General features: G+C 74.8%; 20 protein-coding genes. 12 read left to right on the plus strand and 8 right to left on the minus strand.

Annotation, left to right across the window (positions count from 1 at the left end; genetic code table 11):
- Positions 1-353: 353 nt before the first annotated feature.
- The gene (locus H0H10_RS01935) at positions 354-1,808 is read right to left on the minus strand and encodes an amidase (protein ID WP_188179024.1); all 1,455 of its coding nucleotides are present in this window, start codon (positions 1,806-1,808) and stop codon (positions 354-356) included.
- A 476-nt stretch (positions 1,809-2,284) separates the two neighbouring features.
- On the opposite strand from H0H10_RS01935, the gene H0H10_RS01940 reads away from it, so the two are divergent.
- The 3 genes from H0H10_RS01940 (at position 2,285) to H0H10_RS01950 (ending at position 3,919) form a co-directional block, all read left to right on the plus strand.
- A complete protein-coding gene (locus H0H10_RS01940; protein WP_188179025.1) occupies positions 2,285-2,455 on the plus strand; it encodes an SRPBCC family protein in 171 nt (56 codons plus the stop codon).
- 53 nt (positions 2,456-2,508) lie between these two features.
- Positions 2,509-3,399, plus strand: coding sequence for an NAD(P)-dependent oxidoreductase (locus H0H10_RS01945; RefSeq protein ID WP_188179026.1), 891 nt, complete (start codon positions 2,509-2,511; stop codon positions 3,397-3,399).
- Positions 3,400-3,493: 94 nt separating this feature from the next.
- On the plus strand, positions 3,494-3,919 hold the full coding sequence (locus H0H10_RS01950) for a PPOX class F420-dependent oxidoreductase (protein WP_188179027.1): 426 nt from the start codon (positions 3,494-3,496) through the stop codon (positions 3,917-3,919).
- Between the two features lie 34 nt (positions 3,920-3,953).
- Here H0H10_RS01950 and H0H10_RS01955 read toward each other — a convergent pair whose 3' ends face one another.
- The gene (locus H0H10_RS01955; protein WP_188179028.1) at positions 3,954-4,592 is read right to left on the minus strand and encodes a LysE family translocator; all 639 of its coding nucleotides are present in this window, start codon (positions 4,590-4,592) and stop codon (positions 3,954-3,956) included.
- A 176-nt stretch (positions 4,593-4,768) separates the two neighbouring features.
- On the opposite strand from H0H10_RS01955, the gene H0H10_RS01960 reads away from it, so the two are divergent.
- Both H0H10_RS01960 and H0H10_RS01965 read left to right on the plus strand, forming a co-directional pair.
- The gene (locus H0H10_RS01960) at positions 4,769-5,197 is read left to right on the plus strand and encodes a VOC family protein (RefSeq protein ID WP_188179029.1); all 429 of its coding nucleotides are present in this window, start codon (positions 4,769-4,771) and stop codon (positions 5,195-5,197) included.
- Between the two features lie 94 nt (positions 5,198-5,291).
- Complete coding sequence (locus tag H0H10_RS01965) at positions 5,292-6,476, plus strand: hypothetical protein (protein WP_309141708.1); 1,185 nt, start codon at positions 5,292-5,294, stop codon at positions 6,474-6,476.
- A gap of 33 nt (positions 6,477-6,509) precedes the next feature.
- On the opposite strand, the gene H0H10_RS01970 is transcribed toward H0H10_RS01965, so the two are convergent.
- A complete protein-coding gene (locus H0H10_RS01970) occupies positions 6,510-7,388 on the minus strand; it encodes an alpha/beta fold hydrolase (RefSeq protein WP_188179030.1) in 879 nt (292 codons plus the stop codon).
- 189 nt (positions 7,389-7,577) lie between these two features.
- On the opposite strand from H0H10_RS01970, the gene H0H10_RS01975 reads away from it, so the two are divergent.
- The 4 genes from H0H10_RS01975 (at position 7,578) to H0H10_RS01990 (ending at position 11,697) form a co-directional block, all read left to right on the plus strand.
- Entirely contained in the window at positions 7,578-9,542 is a 1,965-nt protein-coding gene (locus H0H10_RS01975; protein WP_188179031.1) for an AfsR/SARP family transcriptional regulator, read from the plus strand.
- 259 nt (positions 9,543-9,801) lie between these two features.
- Complete coding sequence (locus tag H0H10_RS01980) at positions 9,802-10,227, plus strand: CBS domain-containing protein (RefSeq protein ID WP_188179032.1); 426 nt, start codon at positions 9,802-9,804, stop codon at positions 10,225-10,227.
- Between the two features lie 12 nt (positions 10,228-10,239).
- Positions 10,240-10,584: a DUF6343 family protein gene (locus H0H10_RS01985; RefSeq protein ID WP_188179033.1), complete on the plus strand. Its 345-nt coding sequence runs from the start codon at positions 10,240-10,242 to the stop codon at positions 10,582-10,584.
- 90 nt (positions 10,585-10,674) lie between these two features.
- Entirely contained in the window at positions 10,675-11,697 is a 1,023-nt protein-coding gene (locus H0H10_RS01990) for a sigma-70 family RNA polymerase sigma factor (protein WP_188179034.1), read from the plus strand.
- 66 nt (positions 11,698-11,763) lie between these two features.
- Here H0H10_RS01990 and H0H10_RS01995 read toward each other — a convergent pair whose 3' ends face one another.
- The 3 genes from H0H10_RS01995 to H0H10_RS02005 all read right to left on the minus strand — a co-directional run bounded on the left by H0H10_RS01995 (position 11,764) and on the right by H0H10_RS02005 (position 15,191).
- A complete protein-coding gene (locus tag H0H10_RS01995; protein WP_188179035.1) occupies positions 11,764-13,215 on the minus strand; it encodes an FAD-dependent oxidoreductase in 1,452 nt (483 codons plus the stop codon).
- 37 nt (positions 13,216-13,252) lie between these two features.
- The gene (locus tag H0H10_RS02000) at positions 13,253-14,467 is read right to left on the minus strand and encodes a polysaccharide pyruvyl transferase family protein (RefSeq protein ID WP_188179036.1); all 1,215 of its coding nucleotides are present in this window, start codon (positions 14,465-14,467) and stop codon (positions 13,253-13,255) included.
- Between the two features lie 505 nt (positions 14,468-14,972).
- On the minus strand, positions 14,973-15,191 hold the full coding sequence (locus H0H10_RS02005; protein WP_188179037.1) for a hypothetical protein: 219 nt from the start codon (positions 15,189-15,191) through the stop codon (positions 14,973-14,975).
- Positions 15,192-15,325: 134 nt separating this feature from the next.
- Here H0H10_RS02005 and H0H10_RS02010 point away from each other — a divergent pair, with 134 nt between their 5' ends.
- A complete protein-coding gene (locus H0H10_RS02010) occupies positions 15,326-16,231 on the plus strand; it encodes a LysR family transcriptional regulator (protein ID WP_188179038.1) in 906 nt (301 codons plus the stop codon).
- Positions 16,232-16,310: 79 nt separating this feature from the next.
- On the opposite strand, the gene H0H10_RS02015 is transcribed toward H0H10_RS02010, so the two are convergent.
- Entirely contained in the window at positions 16,311-16,874 is a 564-nt protein-coding gene (locus H0H10_RS02015) for an NAD(P)H-dependent oxidoreductase (RefSeq protein WP_188179039.1), read from the minus strand.
- Positions 16,875-17,038: 164 nt separating this feature from the next.
- Here H0H10_RS02015 and H0H10_RS02020 point away from each other — a divergent pair, with 164 nt between their 5' ends.
- Both H0H10_RS02020 and H0H10_RS02025 read left to right on the plus strand, forming a co-directional pair.
- Positions 17,039-17,707: a TetR/AcrR family transcriptional regulator gene (locus H0H10_RS02020; protein WP_188179040.1), complete on the plus strand. Its 669-nt coding sequence runs from the start codon at positions 17,039-17,041 to the stop codon at positions 17,705-17,707.
- A 170-nt stretch (positions 17,708-17,877) separates the two neighbouring features.
- The gene (locus H0H10_RS02025) at positions 17,878-18,909 is read left to right on the plus strand and encodes a LacI family DNA-binding transcriptional regulator (protein WP_188179041.1); all 1,032 of its coding nucleotides are present in this window, start codon (positions 17,878-17,880) and stop codon (positions 18,907-18,909) included.
- Between the two features lie 29 nt (positions 18,910-18,938).
- On the opposite strand, the gene trxA is transcribed toward H0H10_RS02025, so the two are convergent.
- On the minus strand, positions 18,939-19,316 hold the full coding sequence (gene trxA / locus H0H10_RS02030; RefSeq protein ID WP_188179042.1) for a thioredoxin: 378 nt from the start codon (positions 19,314-19,316) through the stop codon (positions 18,939-18,941).
- Between the last annotated feature and the right edge of the window lie 73 nt (positions 19,317-19,389).

Here is a 19,389-nt window from a genome sequence, read left to right on the forward strand (position 1 = left end):
CCGCGCCGGGCCGGACACGGCGCTGCCCGCTCGACGGGGCGGGTGCCGTGCCGGGTGCCCTGGAAGCCCGGGCGGGGTTGGCCGTGGGTGTGCGTTGTGCGCCATGTCCGGCGATGAAGTCCCGTGCCTGCCGTTGCTCGACGGTGCCGCAAGGTGCCGTGAGCGGGCGGCGGCACGGCGGCTCCCGACCCTGCCCGCCCGGCCTGCCTGCGCCGCCCGCCGCCCGCGTGGCGCTCTTGGGCCACCGCCACCGCCACCGCCGATGCCGGCGGCCGTGGACTTGCGTTGCGGCCCCGCGTCGGCCCGCCGGCCGGGCGTCGGCGGCCGCGTGCCGGGTTCGTTCGGCGGCCGGGTCAGGTGCTGTCCGCCGGGGCGGGGCCGGGGTGCCGGTCGCTCGGCCGGTGGGGCGGCCACGCCTCGTGCCAGCGCAGTTCCGCCTCCATCTGGGCGGCCAGCCCGATCAGCAGCGGCTCGCTGCCCGCCGGCCCCAGCAGCTGGGCCCCGACCGGCAGTCCGCCGCTCACGAAGCCGGCCGGGACGTTGACGCCGGGCCAGCCCAGCACGTTCCACGGCCAGGCGTAGGGGCAGGCGGCGATCATCGCCCGGTCGGTGGCCAGGCTGCTCAGCTCCAGCATCGCCCCGACGCGCGGCGGGGGAGCGGCGGTGGTGGGCGCGAGGATCACGTCGTACGTCGTGAAGAACGCGCCGATACGGCGGTGCAGGGCGGCCTCGGCCCGGCGCGCCGCCCGCAGCGGCGCCCCGGCGAGCAGCCGGCCCAGCCGGGCGGCCTCCCGGGTGCGCCGGTCGAGCAGTTCGGGGAACGGTGCCTCACGGACCTGCTCGGCGACACCGGCCGTCGCCCGGGGGACGAAGGCCAGCCCGATCTGCCCGTAGGGGGGATCGGCCTCCTCGACGTCGTGCCCCAGCGCGGCGACGCGGTCGGCGAGTTCGACGACCCGGGCGCGGACCTCTGGTGACAGCCGGGCGGGCAGGGCGGTGAACGGCGGCTTCAGGGAGAGCGCCACGCGCAGCCGGCCCGGGTCCCGGCCCACCGCGGCCAGCGCCTCGACGGCCGGCGGCCGGTGCGGGTCCAGCGCGTGGTTGCCGGCCGCCGAGTCCAGCAGCAGCGCCGCGTCGGCGACCGTGCGGGCCAGGGTGCCGTTGACCGTGATGCCGTTGAAGGACTCGGCTCGCGGCCAGGTGGATATGCGGCCCCGCTGCGGTTTGATGCCGATCAGGTGGGTCCAGGCGGCCGGGATCCGCACCGACCCGGCACCGTCCGAGCCGAGCGCGGCGGGCACGAGACCGGCCGCGACCGCGGCGGCCGAGCCGCCGGACGAGCCACCCGGCGTGTGCTCCGGGTTCCACGGATTGCGCGTCGCCCCGAACGCGGGCCCTTCGGTGAACGGCCACTGCCCCAGCTCGCAGGTGTTGGTCTTGCCGACGATCACGGCCCCGGCCGCGCGCAGCCGCCGTACCGCCTCCCCGTCCTCGGCGACCGGCGGATGCTCCCCGGCACAGCCGAAGGCGGTCGGTTCGCCCGCCACGTCCATGTCGTCCTTCACCGCCACGGGCACCCCGAGCAGCGGCTTCCGTACGCCCGCCGCCAGTTCGAGGTCAGCGGCCTCGGCCTCGGCGAGGGCGGCCTCGGCCCGCACGATCCGGAAAGCGTTGAGCGAGGACGCCGTCGACCCCTGCGTCGCCCCGATCCGGGCCAGGGCCTCCTCCACCAGCGCCCGGGACGTCACCTCACCGGCGGCCAGCGCCCGGGCGGACTCCGCCAGACCTGCGGCACGGTCGAACGACATGCGGGCACCTCCGTCGAGTGCGATGTCTACCGAACAGTAACTCCGAGCGGGCGGAGGCGGAACCGGCGACCAACAGCGGGAGTCACCCCCTGCGGCCCGCGGTGCGCAGACAGTCACGTACACGGACGACGTCGAGGTGGCTGCCGGCCCCCGGGCGCCGGGCGGGGAACAGCGTGGTGAGCGACGGCTCGACAGCCGCCCGCTGCCGCCACCTGCCTCGTCGGCGTCCGGCGGCCAGTTCTCCAAGCCCCCGGACCGGGCGCCCGGGGTATCGGAGTTCCGATCGCAGGGATCGGACGTCCTCTTGGTGTGCCGATGGCAGCCGGTTGGTGTGCCGATGGCAGCCGGGCCTGCCGTCGAGGGCGTCGCCGAGTGGCAACAGCCGACCCGAGCGGCAAGCATGCAGTCAGGAGCACCGAAGGGACGCCCCGCATGACCACGCAGAACGCCGCCGCCCGCCCGAGAAGCGGCTCGACGTGCTGCACGCCTGGCTGGTGGAGGACCTGCCCGGCGGCCGGGTCCGCGTCCTCACCCAGGAGTCCCGGCTCGGGCAGCCGGCGGCCGAGCCGGCGCGGCAGACGCCGAACCGCATGCCGGGCGGCCACCAGGGGTGGCTGGACGGGCTGGTCCGGGGCCGCCCGCGGTGAAGTGGCAGGCTGATACACCGTCACCCGCCCCACGAGCGCAGAAAGCCGACGTCATGACCGACAAGCTCACCGTGAGCGTCCTGGGCACCGGCATCATGGGTGCCGCGATGGCCCGCAACCTCGCCCGCGCCGGGCACACCGTCCGCGCCTGGAACCGCAGCCGGGACAAGGCGGAGCCGCTGGCCGCCGACGGAGCGCACATCGCAGGCACCCACGAGGAGGCGGTGCGCGGCGCCGACGTCATCCTCACCATGCTCTACGACGGCCCGGCCGCCCTCGACGTCATGCGGCAGGCCGCCCCCGGCCTGCGCCCCGGTGCCGCCTGGGTGCAGTCGACCACCGCGGGCATCGACGCCGTCGGCGAGCTGGCCGCCTTCGCCCACCGGCACGACCTCGTCTTCTTCGACGCCCCCGTCCTCGGCACCCGCCAGCCCGCCGAGGCCGGCCAGCTGCTGGTCCTGGCCGCCGGTCCGGCAAAGGCGCGGGACGCCGTGACGCCCGTGTTCGACGCCGTCGGCTCCCGCACGGTGTGGACCGGCGAGGACGGCGCGGCCGGCACCGCCACCCGGCTGAAGCTGGTGGCCAACAGCTGGGTCATCGCCGCGACCAACGCGGCCGGCGAGGTGCTGGCACTGGCCGAGGCGCTGGGCGTGGACCCCGACGGCTTCTTCGACGCCATCGCCGGCGGCCCCCTCGACATGGGGTACCTCCGGACCAAGACCGGCCTGATCCGCGACGGCGGCCTGACCCCGCCCCAGTTCGCCGTCACCACCGCCGCCAAGGACGCCCGGCTGATCGTCGAGGCCGGCGAGCGCAGCGGCGTCCGCCTCGACGTCGCCGCCGCGGGCGCCGAACGCCTGGAACGTGCCGCGGCGCAAGGGCACGGCGACGAGGACATGGCCGCGGCCTACTACGCCAGCTTCGACGGGAAGCCGTCCGACTGAGCACGGCCGGGGTACCGGATGGCCGGAGAAACGTGGCCGGACAAGCCACGAACGCCGAACCGGCTTCGGCAACACCGAGATCAGAGGAGTCCGCATGTCCAAGCCACCGCTGCCGGCCGAGGCCGTCGACCTGCTGCGCCGACCCAACCCGTGCGTCATGGCCACCCTCCGCTCCGACGACGCCCCCGTCTCCACGCCCACCTGGTACCTGTGGGAGGACGACGGCCGGGTCCTGATCAGCCTCGACGAGGGCCGGGTCCGCCTGAAGCACCTGCGCCGCGACCCGCGCGTCACCCTCACCGTCCTCGACGGCGACGACTGGTACACGCACGTGACCCTCATCGGCCGGGTCGTCGAGACCCGCGACGACGAGGGCCTGGCCGACATCGACCGCCTCTCCGCGCAGTACACGGGCAAGCCCTATCCCGACCGGGTCCGCGCCCGCGTCAGCGCCTGGATCGAAGTCGAGCGCTGGCACGGCTGGGGCGCGCTGAAGGACAGCGACCAGGCGTCCACCTGAGGAACCCGCAACCCCTGTCCGCCGACGGGTTCGCTCAGTCCTTGCGCCCGGTCACGGCCACGGTGACACCGAGGCCGATCATGGCCAGACCGCCCGCCCCGCCGACCGCGGACAGCCGCCGCGGCGAGCTCGCGAACCAGTCACGAGCGGTGGCCGCGACCAGCCCCCACACGCTGTCGCAGGCCACCGCGATGACGTTGAACACCAGACCGAGCAGCAGCATCTGGACGACGGCATGGCCGTGGCCGCGATCGACGAACTGCGGCAGCACGGCGGCGAAGAAGACGATCGTCTTGGGGTTGGTCACACCGACCGCGAACCCCTCCCAGAAGGTCCGCCGGCCGCCCTGCCGCTCCGCGTCACCGGTGAACGCGGCCCGCAGCGAACCGCGTTCGCGCCACGCCCTGACCCCGAGATGCACCAGGTAGGCGGCGCCCGCCAGTTTCAGCACGGTGAAGACGACCACCGAGCGTTCCACCACGGAGCCGACCCCCAGGGCGACGCCGACGACGAGGACGTACGCGCCGAGCGTGTTCCCCACGACCGTGGTGAGCGCGGCGCGGCGCCCCTGGGCCAGCGCCCGGCCGACCACGAACAGCACACTGGGGCCGGGTACGACGATCAGCAGGAACGACAGCGCCGCGAAGGCGAGCAGACGGTCGGTGGACACCATGCCGCCATGCAAGCACGCGGCGGGTGCCGCGCTCCACGGCATTTCCGCGGCCGTGTCCCGCCGTCGATCGACACGGCCCTTCGGTTCGCCTAGGATCCCCGGCGCGGCATCGCGTGCCGGTCACCGACCGGGTGAGGCATGGAGGCGCCGCGGAGATGCCCGTGGAGGCATTGACCGTGTCAGTCGAGTTCAACCACACCATCGTTCTCTCCCGCGACCGGGAGAAGTCCGCCCGTTTCCTCGCCGGGATCCTGGGACTGGAGGTCGGAGAGCCGGCCGGGATGTTCCTGCCCGTGACGACCGCCAACGGCGTCACCCTGGATTTCGCCACCGTCGACACCGACATCCCCGTGCAGCACTACGCGTTCCTCGTCTCCGAGGACGAGTTCGACGGCATCCTCGCCCGGCTCGTCGAGGCCCGGGTTCCCATCCAGGCCGACCCGCACGGCCGGCACCCGCGCCGGATCAACCGCAACGACGGCGGACGCGGCGTGTACTTCAGCGACCCCTCCGGCCACGGCCTGGAGGCGTTCACCCGCCCGTACGGCAGCGACCCGTCCTCACCTCTGAACGGCGTCACCGAGGACGTACCCGGCGCCCGCTGAGCCGGGCCCGCGGCGCGCCGCGCGGAACCGCCGTTGTCAGTGCCCCTCCGCATACTGGGTGGCGCCAGGGCCCGGACACGAGGGAGGGACGGCCGTGCGTACGGTGTACAGCGGTGAACTGCACGTCCATTACGGGCAGTTCTACGTGGACAGTCGCCGAGACGACGGATGCGACCCGGCAGGGTGGGACGTCCGCGCCGGGCAGGCCAACGGTCTGTGCGGCGCGGCCGTCCCCGGCCACCTCTTCCTGACGACCGGCCTGCACACCGGCAGAGTCGGCCTGACCGTCGAGGTGCACGGGACGCGCCCGCCGCTCGACGACGCATGGGAGGAGGTCGTGGAGGTGTCCTTCCGGCCGGCCTCCCCGTCCACGGTCGTCCTGCCCTGGGGTGACGGCCCCCTGTGCACGCTGGAGCTGCCGCCGGCCGACCACCGGGTGCGCTACTGCGGACGCGGAATGGACCGGGGCCGGGAGGAGGAGCGTGCCGTTCTGGAAGGCGGCGCGCCGGTCGACCACTACCTGCTGCAGTTCTGGCCGGCCCCACCGGGCCCCGACCTGGTGGTCCGGCAGACCTCCCGGAGCGCCGCCTACTGGCACCGGCACGCCCGCAGCCTGCCACCGCCTCCTTCGCCGCGGGAGCGGGCCGAGGCCGAGCGCCGCCGGCGGGCGGAGCAGCGCGAGGCCGAGCGGACCGCGCGGGAGCGCGCCGAGACCCTCGCCTGGGGCGGACGGCTCCCCAGCCGCCGCCTGCGCGAAGTCGGAGGCAACGCACGGGGACTCGTACCGCTGGACCGCGACCTGCTCGACGCCGTCGACGCGGCGGACCCGGCGGTCCAGCGGACCATCGCCCGCTGGGCCGCCCGCCGTGCCTTCGACGTGGCGGGACTGACCGACGTCGACTGGATCGCTCCCGCCCTGGCCGCGCTGGAGGGCGGGGACGGGCTGCCGGCACCGTTCGACGATCCGCAGCGGGTCTGGGACCGCTTCTTCGCCGACGACCGCATCACCCACACCTCGGTCGACTCGCTCGACGGCCGTCACGACAACCTGCTGCAGCAGGCCATGGCCGTGCCCGCGCTGCTCGCCGCGGCCGAACCGGACCCGCTGCGCGCCGCCCTCGACGCCCTCTTCGCCGCGGCGGTCACCCACGGCACCGACTACCCGGACCTGTTCGCCCGGGCACGCCGGGAGTTCCCCGCCCTCCGCCGGGCGCACCCGCGCCCGCGCCCCGCCGAAGCGACCGGTCACCTCGGGGCCGGGGGAGCGGAGCCGGCGTGACGAGCACGCCGGCGGCAACCGCCCGTTGCCCCCTTACCGGGCCAGCAGGTCCCGCAGGGCCCCGGAGACCTCTTCGGGCGCCTCCTCCGCCATGAAGTGGCCGCAGCCGACCGTGACGTGCCGCAGATCCGGGGCCCAGGCCCGCCACAGCGCGGTCGCGTCGTAGCCGAGGGCCGCGCCCCAGTCCTGCTGGAGCACGGTCACCGGCATCCCGAGCCGGTTGCCGCGCTCCCGGTCCGCCCGGTCGTGCTCGACGTCGATGCCGGCCGAGGCCCGGTAGTCGGCCACGATGGACGGCACCGCCTCACGGGACGCCTTCAGGTAGGCCGCGCGGACATCGGCGGGCAGCGCCTGCGGGTTCCGGGTCCAGATGTCGAGGAAGTGCCCGAAGAACGCGTCCGGCGCCGCCCCGATCAGCTGCTCCGGCAGCCCCGGCTCCTGGGCCATCAGGTACAGGTGGAAGCCCACGGCCGCCGTGGTGCCGTGCAGGACGTCCCACATGTCCAGGGTCGGCAGGACGTCCAGCGCGGCCAGGTGCGTCACCGTCTCCGGGTGGTCGAGCCCGGCCCGGATCGCGACCAGGGCGCCCCGGTCGTGCCCGGCCAGGGCGAACCGCTCGTGCCCCAGCTCCCGGGCCAGGGCGACGACGTCGGCGGCCATGGTCCGCTTCGCGTACGCGGTACCGTCGGCGTCGGCGGGCTTGTCACTGTCGCCGTAACCGCGCAGGTCGGGGCAGATGACCGTGTGGTCGGCCGCGAGGTCGGCGGCGACGTGCCGCCACATCAGGTGGGTCTGCGGGAAGCCGTGCAGCAGCACGACGGGGCTGCCGGAGCCGCCGACGGCCACGTTCAGCGCGACGCCGTCGGCGACGGTGACGCGGTCGTAGGTGAAGTCGGGAATGGTCGGTGCCATGACTGATCGGTGCCTCTCGGTTCTTGTGCCGTGCCCAGGTCCTGGACACCTTCGAGACTGCCGGGCGCGAATCAGCAACCGATCAGCGCGCGTACCGTGTGATCAAGGAACACGGGCGGAACCCCACGGAACAGCACGGACAACACGGACAGCACGGCACAGAACAGAGCGGAACAGAGCGGACGGAACATGGAAGCGGTCACCTTCGGGGTGCTCGGGCCCGTCACGGCCGAGCGCGACGGCGACGCGCTCGACCTGAAGGGGCCGCGACACCGGGCCCTGCTGGCCCGGCTGGTCCTGGCCCGGCGGCGGGTCGTCCCGGTCGCCCGGCTGGTCGAGGACCTGTGGGACGTGCCGCCCGCGCGGGCCGTCGGAACGGTGCGCACCTTCGTCGGCGATCTGCGCCGGGCCCTGGAACCGGAACGTCCGCGCCGCGCCCCCGCCCGGCTGCTGATCACCGAAGGCCCCGGGTACGCCCTGCGCGCGGCGCCGGACGCGGTGGACGCGTGGCGTTTCGAGGAGGCCGTCGCACAGGCCGGCCGCCTGCCCGCCGCGCAGGCCCCGGCCCGGCTCGCGGCGGCACTGGGGGAGTGGCGCGGGTCCGCGTACGCCGAGTTCGCCGCCGAGGAGTGGGCCCGCGGCGAGCGCTCCCGGCTGACGGAACTGCGGCTGCGCGCGGTCGAGCGGCGGGCGGAACTCCTCGTGGACCTCGGCCGGGCGGCCGAGGCCGTCCCCGACCTCGACGCCCACCTGGCCGAACACCCCTGGCGCGAGGACGCCTGGCGGCTGCTCGCCCTGGCCCTGTACCGGACGGGACGGCAGGCGGACGCCCTCGCGGTGCTGCGCCGGGCCCGCGCCCTGCTCGCCGCCGAGCTGGGCATCGACCCCGGCCCCCGGCTGCGCCGGCTGGAGGCCGGCATCCTCGCCCAGGACCCCTCCCTCGATCCGCCCGCCGAACCCGCGGAGGCGGCGGCCCGCCTGTGGTCCCGGGCGACCGAGGCGTACGACCGCACGGTCGCCGCCGGTGCCCGCGCCCGCCTGGAGTCGGCCGTCGGTCTGCTGCGCAACCTCGCGGTCACCGGCGGCGGCGGTCTGGCGGAGGCCCGGGAGCACCGCACGGCCGCGGTCGCGGCGGCGGAGGAGACCGGCGACGCGGAGCTGACGGCCCGGGTGATCGGCGCCTACGACGTCCCCGCCGTCTGGACCCGCAGCGACGATCCCGAGGCGGCCCGGCGGATCGTCGCGGCGGCCGAACGCACCCTCGCCGCCCTGCCGGACGACGCCTCGGCCGCCCCGGCGCGCTGCCGGCTCCTCGCCACCGTCGCCCTGGAGTCCCGCGGCGTACGCTCCCCGCGCGGCCCCCGGGCGGCGGAGGAGGCCGAGCGGATCGCCCGCGGCCTGGACGACCCCGCGCTGCTGGCGTTCGCCCTCAACGGCGCCTTCATGCAGTCCTGCACCGCGGCCGGCCTGGCCCGGCGCCGCGACGCGATCGGCGCCGAACTCGTCACGCTCGCCGCCCGCCACGGCCTGGCCACCCACGAAGTGCTCGGCCACCTGATCCGCCTCCAGGCCCGCTGCGCCCTCGCCGACTTCCCCACCGCCGACGAGCACGCCGACGCCGCGGACCGCCTGGCCGAACGGCACGAACGGCCGCTGGTGGCCGTCTTCACCACCTGGTACCGGGCCCTGCGCCGGGCCGCCACCGGCAGCCCGTACGACCGCGCCGAGGCCGCCTACCGGACCGCCGCCGGGACTCTCGACGGCGCGGGAATGCCGGGCATGGAACGGGGTCTGCTGCCCCTCGCCCTGCTCGGCCTGCGCCTGGCGCGCGGCCTGCCGGCCCAGATGGACCGTCGAGCGGACTGGGGCCCCTACCGCCCCTGGGCCGAGCCGTTCGCCCTCCTGGCGGAGGGCCGGGACGCCGAGGCCCGCGCGGCCCTGCGGGCCCTGCCGGAACCGCCGCCCGACCTTCTGTACGAGGCCCTGTGCTGTGCCGAGGCCGCGATCGCGCTGGCACTCGGCGACCGGACGGCGATGCGGCGGACGTACGACCGACTCCTGCCCGCCGCCGGTGAACTCGCGGGCGCGGGCAGCGGGGCGGTCACGTTCGGGCCCGTCGACGACTGGCTCACCGCCCTCACCCGGGCCCTGTGACCGGCACCCGGCGCGCCGGTTGCCCCGGAACCCGCCGGGTTACCCGTCCGCGCATGAAGTGGCGACAGGTGCAGGACGGTCCGCTAGGTGATGTCCATGATCAGGGACATCGCCGTCGCCGACGGCACCACCCGCGGCGGCAATCGACCTCGACCGGCCCGGGGCCGGGTGACCAGGGCGGCGGACGGCGGTTTACCCGCCGGGGTGCGGGCTACGCGGCCCTCACGAACCCCGCCCCACGCAGCGTCGGGAGGCGCCCATGACCCAGCGGATACGAGACGTGATGTCACCCGCCGCGGTGTCCGTCGAGCCCATGACCACGGTGACCCGCGCGGCCCGGCTCATGCGCGAGCAGGACATCGGCGACGTCCTGGTGGCCTACGACTGCGACCTGTTCGGTGTGCTCACCGACCGCGACATCGTGCTGCGGACCGTCGCCGACGGCCGCGACCCCGACGACACCACGGTCGGCTCGGTGTGCACGCCCCCGCCCGTGGTGACCCTGGCACCCGAGGACACCACCGAGCGGGCGGTGGAGCTGATGCGGCAGTACGCCGTCCGGCGCCTCCCGGTCGTCGAGCACGGCGGCTGCCCGGTCGGTGTCGTCAGCCTCGGCGACCTGGCCGCCCTGGAGGACTGCCGCTCCGCCCTGGCGGACATCAGCGCCGCCGCGCCCGACCACTGAAGGAGGGACCGCATGAGCGACCGACGCCCACGCGGAGCGACGGATCCGGTTCCTCGCGAGCGGTCCGGCGCGATCGGCCGCCGCTACCCGCGTACCGGCACCGAACCGGCCACCGCCCAGAGTCCGCTGCGGCTGCGCCTGCTGCTGTCGGCCGTCTTCCTGCCGCTCTTCGCCGCCGGGGCGGCCTTCTTCGGCGTGTGGGCCGCGGACACCGGGCCCGGCGACAGCCCCGGCCGCGACACCCTGGTCGCGCTCGCCGCCGTCTGCGCCGCACTCGCCCTGCTGGCGGCGGCGGACCTCATCGCCGTGAGACGCCGACTCCGGCGGGAACGGGGCAGCACACCGCCCGGCCGGTGACCCGGGCCGACGGAGCGTTCCGACGTTCGGGCCCGGGCATCCCGGGGTACCCGACTCGTCCGGCACGAGCAGGGGACGGAGGAACGCACCATGTCTCCCCCGGCAGAAACGTCCGCGGCAGACACCCGGCGGGAGGACCGCCGAGCCTCCGCCCGCACCGCGCGGCTGCGCACCCGGATCCCCGAACCCGACGAGGAGCCGGATCTGCTCGGCCAGTACCTGGCCCAGATCGGCGCCACCCCGCTGCTGACCGCCGAGGACGAGGTACGGCTGGCCCAGCGCATCGAGTCCGGCGTACGGGCCATGGAGGAACTGGAGGAGGCCGACACCGGCGAGCCCGCACCGACGCCCGGCCGGCGCAGGCAACTGGAGGACGCCGTCCGCGACGGACAGGCCGCCAAGGACCACATGGTGCGGGCCAACCTCCGGCTGGTGGTGTCGATGGCCAAGCGCCACGCCCACCGCGGGCTGCCCATGCTGGACGTCATCCAGGAGGGCAACCTGGGGCTGATCCGGGCCGTGGAGAAGTTCGACCACACCAAGGGCTTCAAGTTCTCCACCTACGCCACCTGGTGGATCCGCCAGGCCATAGAACGGGGCCTGGCCACCCACGCCCGGACGGTGCGGCTGCCCATGCACGTCGTGGAACAGCTGCAGAAACTCGCCAAGGTCGAGCGCAAACTCCGGCTGAACCTCGACCGGGAGCCGACCGTCGAGGAGGTCGCCGCCGAGAGCGGCCTCGACGCCGGCAAGGTCGCCTGGCTGCGCCGCGTCGGAAGGGACGCGGTCAGCCTCGACACGCCCGTGGACGAGACCGGCGAGACCGTCGTCGGCGACCTCATCGCCGACACCGAGGTGCTCCAGGCCCCCGAGGTCGCCGAGTACCAGGCGCTCGCGGAGGAACTGCGCGAGGCCATCGGCACGCTGGCACCCCGCGAGGCGCTGATCCTGAGCCTGCGCTACGGACTGCACGACGGCCATGCCCGCACCCTGCAGCAGGTGGCGGAGCACGTGGGCCTGACCCGGGAGCGCGTCCGCCAGCTGGAGAAGGCGTCCCTCGCGCACCTGAGGGCGCCCGAGACCCGGGACCGTCTGCTGGAGTGGGCGAGCTGACATCACAGCCGCCCGGCCTCACAGTCCCCCGACCTCACGGCCGCCCGAGGCCGGCCGCCTCCGGTCTCAGCCGTGCCTGACCTCCGCCGCCCCGACCCGCAGCCGCGCGCCCTGCCGCAGCAGCTCGCGCTGGACCAGCCGGTAGGGCAGGCCGCGCGGTCCCCTCCCGTGCCGGACGGTCAGGGCCGCGCACACGCCGGCCGCCTGGCCGGTCGCCATGGCGATGGGCATGACCCGGTACGACGAGTGCGCCACGTGCGTCCCGGAGATGCAGCGTCCGGCCACCAGCAGCCGATCGGTGCCCCGGGGCACCAGACAGCGCAGCGGGATGTCGTAGAAGCTGCCCCGCGGCACCCGTTTGAGGATGGTGCCGGAACCGCGCGGGTTGTGGATGTCGACCGGATAGGCGCCGTGCGCGACGACGTCCGCGAACGTGCGCGCGGCCAGGATGTCGTGGCCCGTCAGCTGGTAGTCGCCGAGGACCCGCCGGGACTCCCGTACGCCGATGTGCGTGCCGCTCTGCACGACGTACGACTCCTCGAAACCCGGCACCCGGGTGCGCAGGAAGCGGTCGATCTGGGCGAGCTGGCGCCGGGCGGTGTACTCCGCGCGGGTGAGGTCCCACACGCTGGTGCCGAGCACGCGGTTCACCCGGGTGCTGTTGATGGCGACCTCGCGCGGATGCGGGGTGGCGAAGAAGAGGATGTCCTCGCGCGGCAGCCGCAGCTCACCGGCCGCCCTGGCCTCCTCGATCAGGTCCCACAGTCCGTGCACACCGCGCCACTGGTCCGGGTGCGCGCGCACGTAGTCGGCGAAGTCCGGGCGCGAGAAGTCCGCGACGCGGAACATCAGCGTCATCGGCTGCACCAGCCCGTCCTCCGGCCGGCCGATCTCGTACGGGGCCCCGCAGGCGGTCGCGACGTCACCGTCGCCCGTGGCGTCCACGACCACCCCGGCGTCGATCACCACCGGCCCCGACTTCGTCTCGAACACCACCCGCCAGCCGGAGCCGTCCTCGAGGGGCAGCGCGCCCGACGCGAAGGCGTGGAACAGCATCCGCACCCCCGAGGCGTCCATCATCTCGAGCAGGACCAGCTTGAACAGCTCCGGGTCGAAGGGGACCGTGTACCCGGTCTTCGGCGACGGCGGAAGGCAGCCGCCCCGCCCCATCAGCTGGTCGAGCAGTTGCCACAACACGCCCGCGACCACCGGCTCGCCCTCGCCGTGGTCGGTGGGCAGCAGCCGGGAGGCGTCCCCGGACTCGGTGAACGCGGCCTGCTTGTGCTCGTTGTGGAACGACATCAGCGGCATCACCAGCGCCACGGTCGCGTTGCCGCCGAGGAACCCGTAGCGCTCGGCCAGCACGACATCGGCCCCGGTGTCGGCCGCGCCGACCGCGGCGGCGAACCCGGCGGGGCCGCCCCCCACCACCAGGACGTCACAGCTGCCACCGTGCCGGGCGGGCCGCGGCGGCAGCGTGACCGTGCGGGAATCGCGGGGCTCTTCGACGATCGGCATCGGCTTCCTCCGGCGCGGGCGCGGGCGGGCGGCGGTGTCAGGCGTGCAGCGGGCGCGGCTCGGCCGGGTACGGCCGGTGCTGCTCCTCCTGCGGCCGGGCCGCGCCCGAGATCTCGTCGAGCAGCGAGCCGCAGCGCACACAGGTCTCCCGGGCCGCCGTGGACAGCTCCCGGATACGGGACCGCAGGTCGTCGTGGCGCTGCGGATACTCGTCCCAGAGCCGGTCCACCTCCGCCAGCAGCAGCCCGGCCTGCTCCCGGGCCACGCCCACCAGGGCCGGGGCGCCGAGCCGGCGGGCGAAGTCGAAGACCTTGCCCGAGTAGGGCAGCGGCAGCACCGGCACACCGGAGAGCGCCGCGAAGATCACGAAGTGCAGGCGCATGCCGACGGCCATGTCCAGATGGCGCATGAAGCCGAGGACCTGCCCCGGACTGTAGGCGCCGTGCAGGATCCGCCCCTTGTCCGGCGCGGTCATGTGGGACAGCACGGCGTGCGCGTGCCGTACGTCGTGCCGCTCCATCGGCAGGAACACCACGTGCGCGTCCAGGCGCTGCACGAGGAAGTCCGCGACGTCGGCGAGCAGCGCGTGGTAGTCGCCCTCGTCGAGCTTCTCGGCCGCCCGGCCCGGCTCCCGTACGGACATCCCCACGAGACGGGACTCGGTGGGCACGCCCTCGTCGCGCATCATGGCGTCGGTGAACGGCTCCGGCCGCAGCAGCAGGGCGGGGTCGGCGGTGACGGTGACCTCGCGTTCCAGCCCGACCTCCTCCAGGACGAGCCGGGACTCCTCGTCCCGCACCACGACGTCGTCCATGTCCTGGAGGACGGTGCGCACCGCTTCCCGGTCCTCGCCGTCCCGCAGCGGGCCCGCGCCGACGGCGTACGCGAAGGTGGGCACGTCCCGGTCCTGCGCGGCCCGCACCAGCCGCAGATAGCGGCGCGCCTCCCCGTCGTAGAGGACACCTCCGCCGCCCAGCACCAGCAGGTCGAGGCCGGGCAGCACGTCCAGGACGTTGTTCCGGCTGACGCCCTCCCAGGCCACCACGGCGTCGGCGTCGGGATGGTGGGTGCGGGTGTGCTCCGCGTTCCGGCTGAACACGACGAGGTGCGCGTCGGGCCGCTGGGCCCGCAGACAGCCGAGGACGCAGGTCAGGATCGCCTCGTCACCGGTGTTGAAGCCGCCGTACGAACCGAGCACGCCGATGCGCGGGCCCGACCGGGCGGGGTGCGGATGCGAGGGGGCAGTGGTCATCCGGGGCTCCTGTCGTGTCGGAGTCGGCCGGCCCGCCGGCCCTGGCACGCGGGCGGTGGCGGCCCGCGCACGGTCCCGGGTTGCCTCCGCCGCCCCCTGGAAACCCCCCACCTCTTCCCCGGCCGGCGCACAGGGACGGTTCACCCGCCTACGGTGCGTGACCGGCCGGCGCCCGGCGGGGACCGTGCCGGCCGGGCGGGTGGCGCTACCCCACGGGTGTCCGGGTGCCGCACGCCGTCAGGAGTGCGAGCCGTTCGGCGTCGGGGTGGCCGACTCGACCGTGCAGACCATGATCCGCAGGTCGCCGCCCGCCACGCCGAGTATGGCGCAGTCCGGGGTGACGGGACCGACCTGCGGATGGTCGCTGGTCTTGCGGGCCTCCGCGTGCCCGCCCGCCTGTCCAGCAGCCGGTGGACGCTCGGTGGGATGTACGCATGCCCGGTGGGATGTCCCGCCGGTGCCCGGGCTCCCCGGTACCCGCGGTCCCAGGACGACGGGACGGCCCTCAGAGGGCGGCGGGCCCCGAGCGGGCCGGCGAGGGGCCGCTGCGGGAGACGACGCGCGAGCCCCGGTCGTCGACGACGCGGACCTGGAGCGAACCGCAGGCGCACCGGGTCCACACCGTGCCGCCCGCCGCGGTGGTGTGCGTGGACATCACCTGGAAGGGCTCGGCACCGTCCGGCCACCCGCAGTGCGGGCAGACGGTACCGGTCGTGCTGGTCATGGCGACTCCTCGTGCGTCGGGTGTACGTCGGCTCGGCGCCGGGTGATCCACCGTCGCGCCACAGACAGGGTGCGTCGCCGGGTCCGTACACGTCCAGGTTGACTTTGCGGACCTCACCGTGAAGCGTGGACTGCATGATTGACCTGCGCCGGCTGCACGTCCTGAGGGCGGTCGCCCACTACGGCACGGTCACCGCGGCGGCCCGTGCCCTGCACTTCACGCCGTCCGCCGCCTCGCAGCAGATCCGGCAGCTCGCCCGGGACCTGGGCGTCGACCTCCTGGAGCCGCAGGGCCGCGGGGTACGGCTCACCCCGGCCGCCGAGAGCCTGCTCGCGCACGCCGACGCCATCCAGGCCCGGTGGGAAGAGGCGGAGCTCGATCTGCGCGCGGCGGAGGACATGCCGGCCGGGCCGCTGCGGGTGACCGGGTTCCCGGTGGCCGTGTCGGTGCTGCTGGCCCCGATGGCGGCCCGCCTGCGCGAGCGGCATCCGCGGTTGTCCGTCCGGATCCGGGAGACGGGCGTGGCGGAGAGCTTCGACCTGCTCTTCGAGGGCGAGTCCGATCTGGCAGTGGTGGAGGCGACCCCGCGCAACCCGCCGCCGTCCGACGCCCGCTTCGACCAACGGCCGCTGCTGGACGACCCGTTCGACCTGGTCGTCCCCGACGGGCACCCCCTGGCGGGGCGGGAGCGGGTCGACCTCGCGGACGCGGCGCACGAGCCCTGGATCGCCCCCGTGCCCGACAGTCCCTGCCGTCCCCACGTCATGTCGGCGTGCGGAGCGGCCGGGTTCACCCCCGACGTGGTCCATCACGCCCTGGACTGGAACGCCACCGCCCACCTCGTCGCCCACGGACTCGGCGTCGCGCTGATCCCGCGGCTCGCCGGGCTGACCCCGCAGCTGCCGGTCACCCGGGTGGCGTGCACGGGCCGGCCCCACCGCAAGCTGCTGACCTGCACGCGCCGTGGGGGCCACCGGCGCGCGGCGGTCGCGGCGGCGCTGGAGGAGCTGCGGGCGCTGGTCCCGACGGCGGTGGCCTGACAGGCCGAGGGGCCGGAACCCGTCCGGGCTCCGGCCCCTGGTGCGCGCGGCCCCGTCCGCACAGGGCTTGGCGTACCGGTCAGGCGGCGGCGGCCTCGCCGGCGTGGCCGTGCAGGCGGGCGACGACCTCGGTCAGCTGGGCGGCGACCTCGGCGTCGTCCACCGGGTGGGTCTCCGCGAAGCGGGTCACCGAGCCGGGGATGGACAGCTTGAGGTCCTCGATCACCTTGCCGCCGGCGATGCCCACGGCCTTGCGGGTGTCGTCCTGCGCCCACACGCCGCCGTACTGGCCGAAGGCGGTGCCGACCACGGCGACGGGCTTGCCGCCGAAGGCGCCGGCGCCGAACGGGCGGGACAGCCAGTCGATGGCGTTCTTCAGAACGGCGGGGATGGTGCCGTTGTACTCGGGCGAGAAGAGCAGGAAGGCGTCGGAGGCCTGGGCGGCCTCGCGCAGGCGGGCCGCGGCGGCCGGGACGCTGCCCTCGACGTCGATGTCCTCGTTGTAGAACGGGATCTGGGCCAGCTCCTCGAACAGCACCACCTCGGCGCCCTCGGGGGCGAGCTTGACGGCCGCCTCGGCGAGCTGGCGGTTGTGCGAACCGGCGCGAAGGCTGCCGACGAGCGCAAGGATGCGGACAGACATGAGAACTCCCAGATGGTGCTGAAACAGATGTGCTGAAACAGGCGGTGCCGCAGCGGAGGGTGCGGCGACGCTGCCGCAACGATCCGGACCGAGGTCCGTTTAAACTTGTACCACCTTAAACGGACCGCGGTCCAGTTTTCTTCCCGGTGCTTTACGCTGTGTTCATGTCCGCCGCCTTGCCGCCCGTCCCCCGGCCCCAGGAGACCGTCGATCCGCCCGAGTTGCTGCAGCTCGGCACGGGAACCGACGCGGACGAACCCTGCCTGCGCGCCGACGCGGCCCGCAACCGCGCCCGGCTGCTGGAGGCGGCCGCGCGGCTGGTGGCCGAGCACGGCGCGGCCGGCCTCACGATGGAGGCGGTGGCCGCGGCGGCCTCGGTGGGCAAGGGCACCGTCTTCCGCCGCTTCGGCGACCGCACCGGGCTGCTCACGGCACTGCTGGACCACTCCGAGAAGAAGTTCCAGGCCGCGCTGCTCCGCGGCCCGGCACCGCTGGGACCCGGAGCGCCGCCCGTGGAGCGGCTGCGCGCCTTCGGCTGCGCGATGCTGCGCCGCTGCGTCGACGAGATGGAACTCCAGCTGGCCGCCGAGCCGAGCCCGGACCGCCGCTACACCGTCCCGCCGCGCCGGTTCCTGCGTGGCCACGTCGCCCTGCTGTTGCGGCAGACGCTCCCGGACGCGGACGCCGAACTCCTCTCGCACACGCTCATGGCGTACCTGGACCCCGCCCTGATCCACCACCTCACCGAGCAGTGCGGGGTGCCCCTGTCGCGGCTGGAGACCGGCTGGCTGGACCTGGTCGCGCGCGTGACCCGTACCGATCCGCCCCGGTGAGCTCAGCCTCCCGGCCCCGGTGAGCCCCGGTCCGCGCGGGTCCCTCCCCCGGTTCATACCGGTCCACAGGGGCCGCCCTCCGGTCCGCACGGGTGCGCCAATCGTCCGGTCCGGACGACCTTCCCCCGCCCCCTGACCGGCCGCGGGCTTCTGCCAAGATGCCGTACGTCATGGTGCAGATACCGAAAACGCCCGCCCCCGCGTCCTCCGCACCGCGCTCCGTCCCCACGAGCGCCGATGTGGCCCGCCTGGCCGGCGTCTCGCGCGCGACCGTCTCCTACGTGCTGAACAACACCGGCGCCGTCCGGATCAGCGAACCCACCCGCCGCCGTGTCCACGAGGCCGCCAGGGAACTCGGATACGTCCCGCACGCCGCAGCCCGCAGCCTGCGTGCCGGACACAGCCGCACCGTCCTGATGCCCGCGCCCGCCTTCCCCGTCGGGCCGCTCTACAGCCGGTTCATCGGCGAACTCCAGTGGGCCCTCGGCCGCCTCGACTACACCGTCGTGCAGTACGGCACCACCGGCCCGCACGGTGACGAGGCCGCCCGTGCCTGGGCAGAACTCCGGCCCGTCGCCGTCCTGGTCCCGGGATCCCTCGGACCCCGGGGAGTGGAGATCCTCAGACGTTCCGGCGCCCGGGCGGTCGTCACCTTCGGGCCCGAGCCCGTCGAGGGCGCGCACGCCCTGCTCATGGACCACGAGACCGTCGGCCACCGCGCGGCCCGCCACCTCCACGACCGGGGGCGCCGCCGCATCGGCGTCGTCATGCCCGAGGAGGACGGGCTGGAGGTCTTCTCCGCACCCCGGCTCGAAGGCGCCCGCCGCGCCGTCGACGGCACGGACGCCACCGTCACCGGACTGCCCCTCGCCTACGAGGAGCGGTCCGCCGCACGGCTCGCCGCCCGCTGGCGCTCACTCGGCCTGGACGCGGTGTTCGCCTACAACGACGAGTACGCGATGCTGCTGATGCGCGCCCTGCAGGACGAGGGCGTGGCCGTACCCGCCGAGACCGCCCTGATCGGCGCCGACGACCTCATGCTGGGCCGGCTGCTCCGCCCGCGGCTGAGCACCGTCCGCCTGGAGCTGCCCTCCGGCCGCGACCTGGCCGCCCTGGTCGACCGGGCGGTGCACGACCCCGGCGCCACGCCCGAACGGCACGAGGTACTGGGCGCGACGGTGGTGCACCGCGAGTCCAGCTGACCCGCGGCGCGCCCCGCCCGCTTCGCCGGTTACTGCCCGCCCTGCTTCTGCTGCTCGGCGATCGCCTTGCGGACCTCGTCCATGTCCAGCTTGCGGGCCTGTCCGATGACGTCGGCCAGGGCGGCCTCGGGCAGCGCACCCGGCTGCGCGAACACGGCGACCTGGTCCCGGACGATCATCAGCGTCGGGATCGACTGGATCCCGAAGGCCGCGGCCAGCTCCGGCTGCGCCTCCGTGTCCACCTTGCCGAACACCAGGTCGGGGTTGTCCTCCGCCGCCTTCTCGTAGACGGGGGCGAACTGACGGCACGGACCGCACCAGGAGGCCCAGAAGTCGATCAGGACGAACTCGTTGTCGGTGACCGTCTGGTCGAAGTTCTCCTTGGTGAGCTCCACGGTGCTGCTCATGCGCGATCCCTCTTCCTGGTGTCGGGGCGAAAGCCGTCGGCACAACAAGGCCGACCGGGCGGGTATTCCGCGC

It is taken from the genome of Streptomyces griseicoloratus, from assembly GCF_014534645.1.
GTDB lineage: Bacteria > Actinomycetota > Actinomycetes > Streptomycetales > Streptomycetaceae > Streptomyces > Streptomyces griseicoloratus.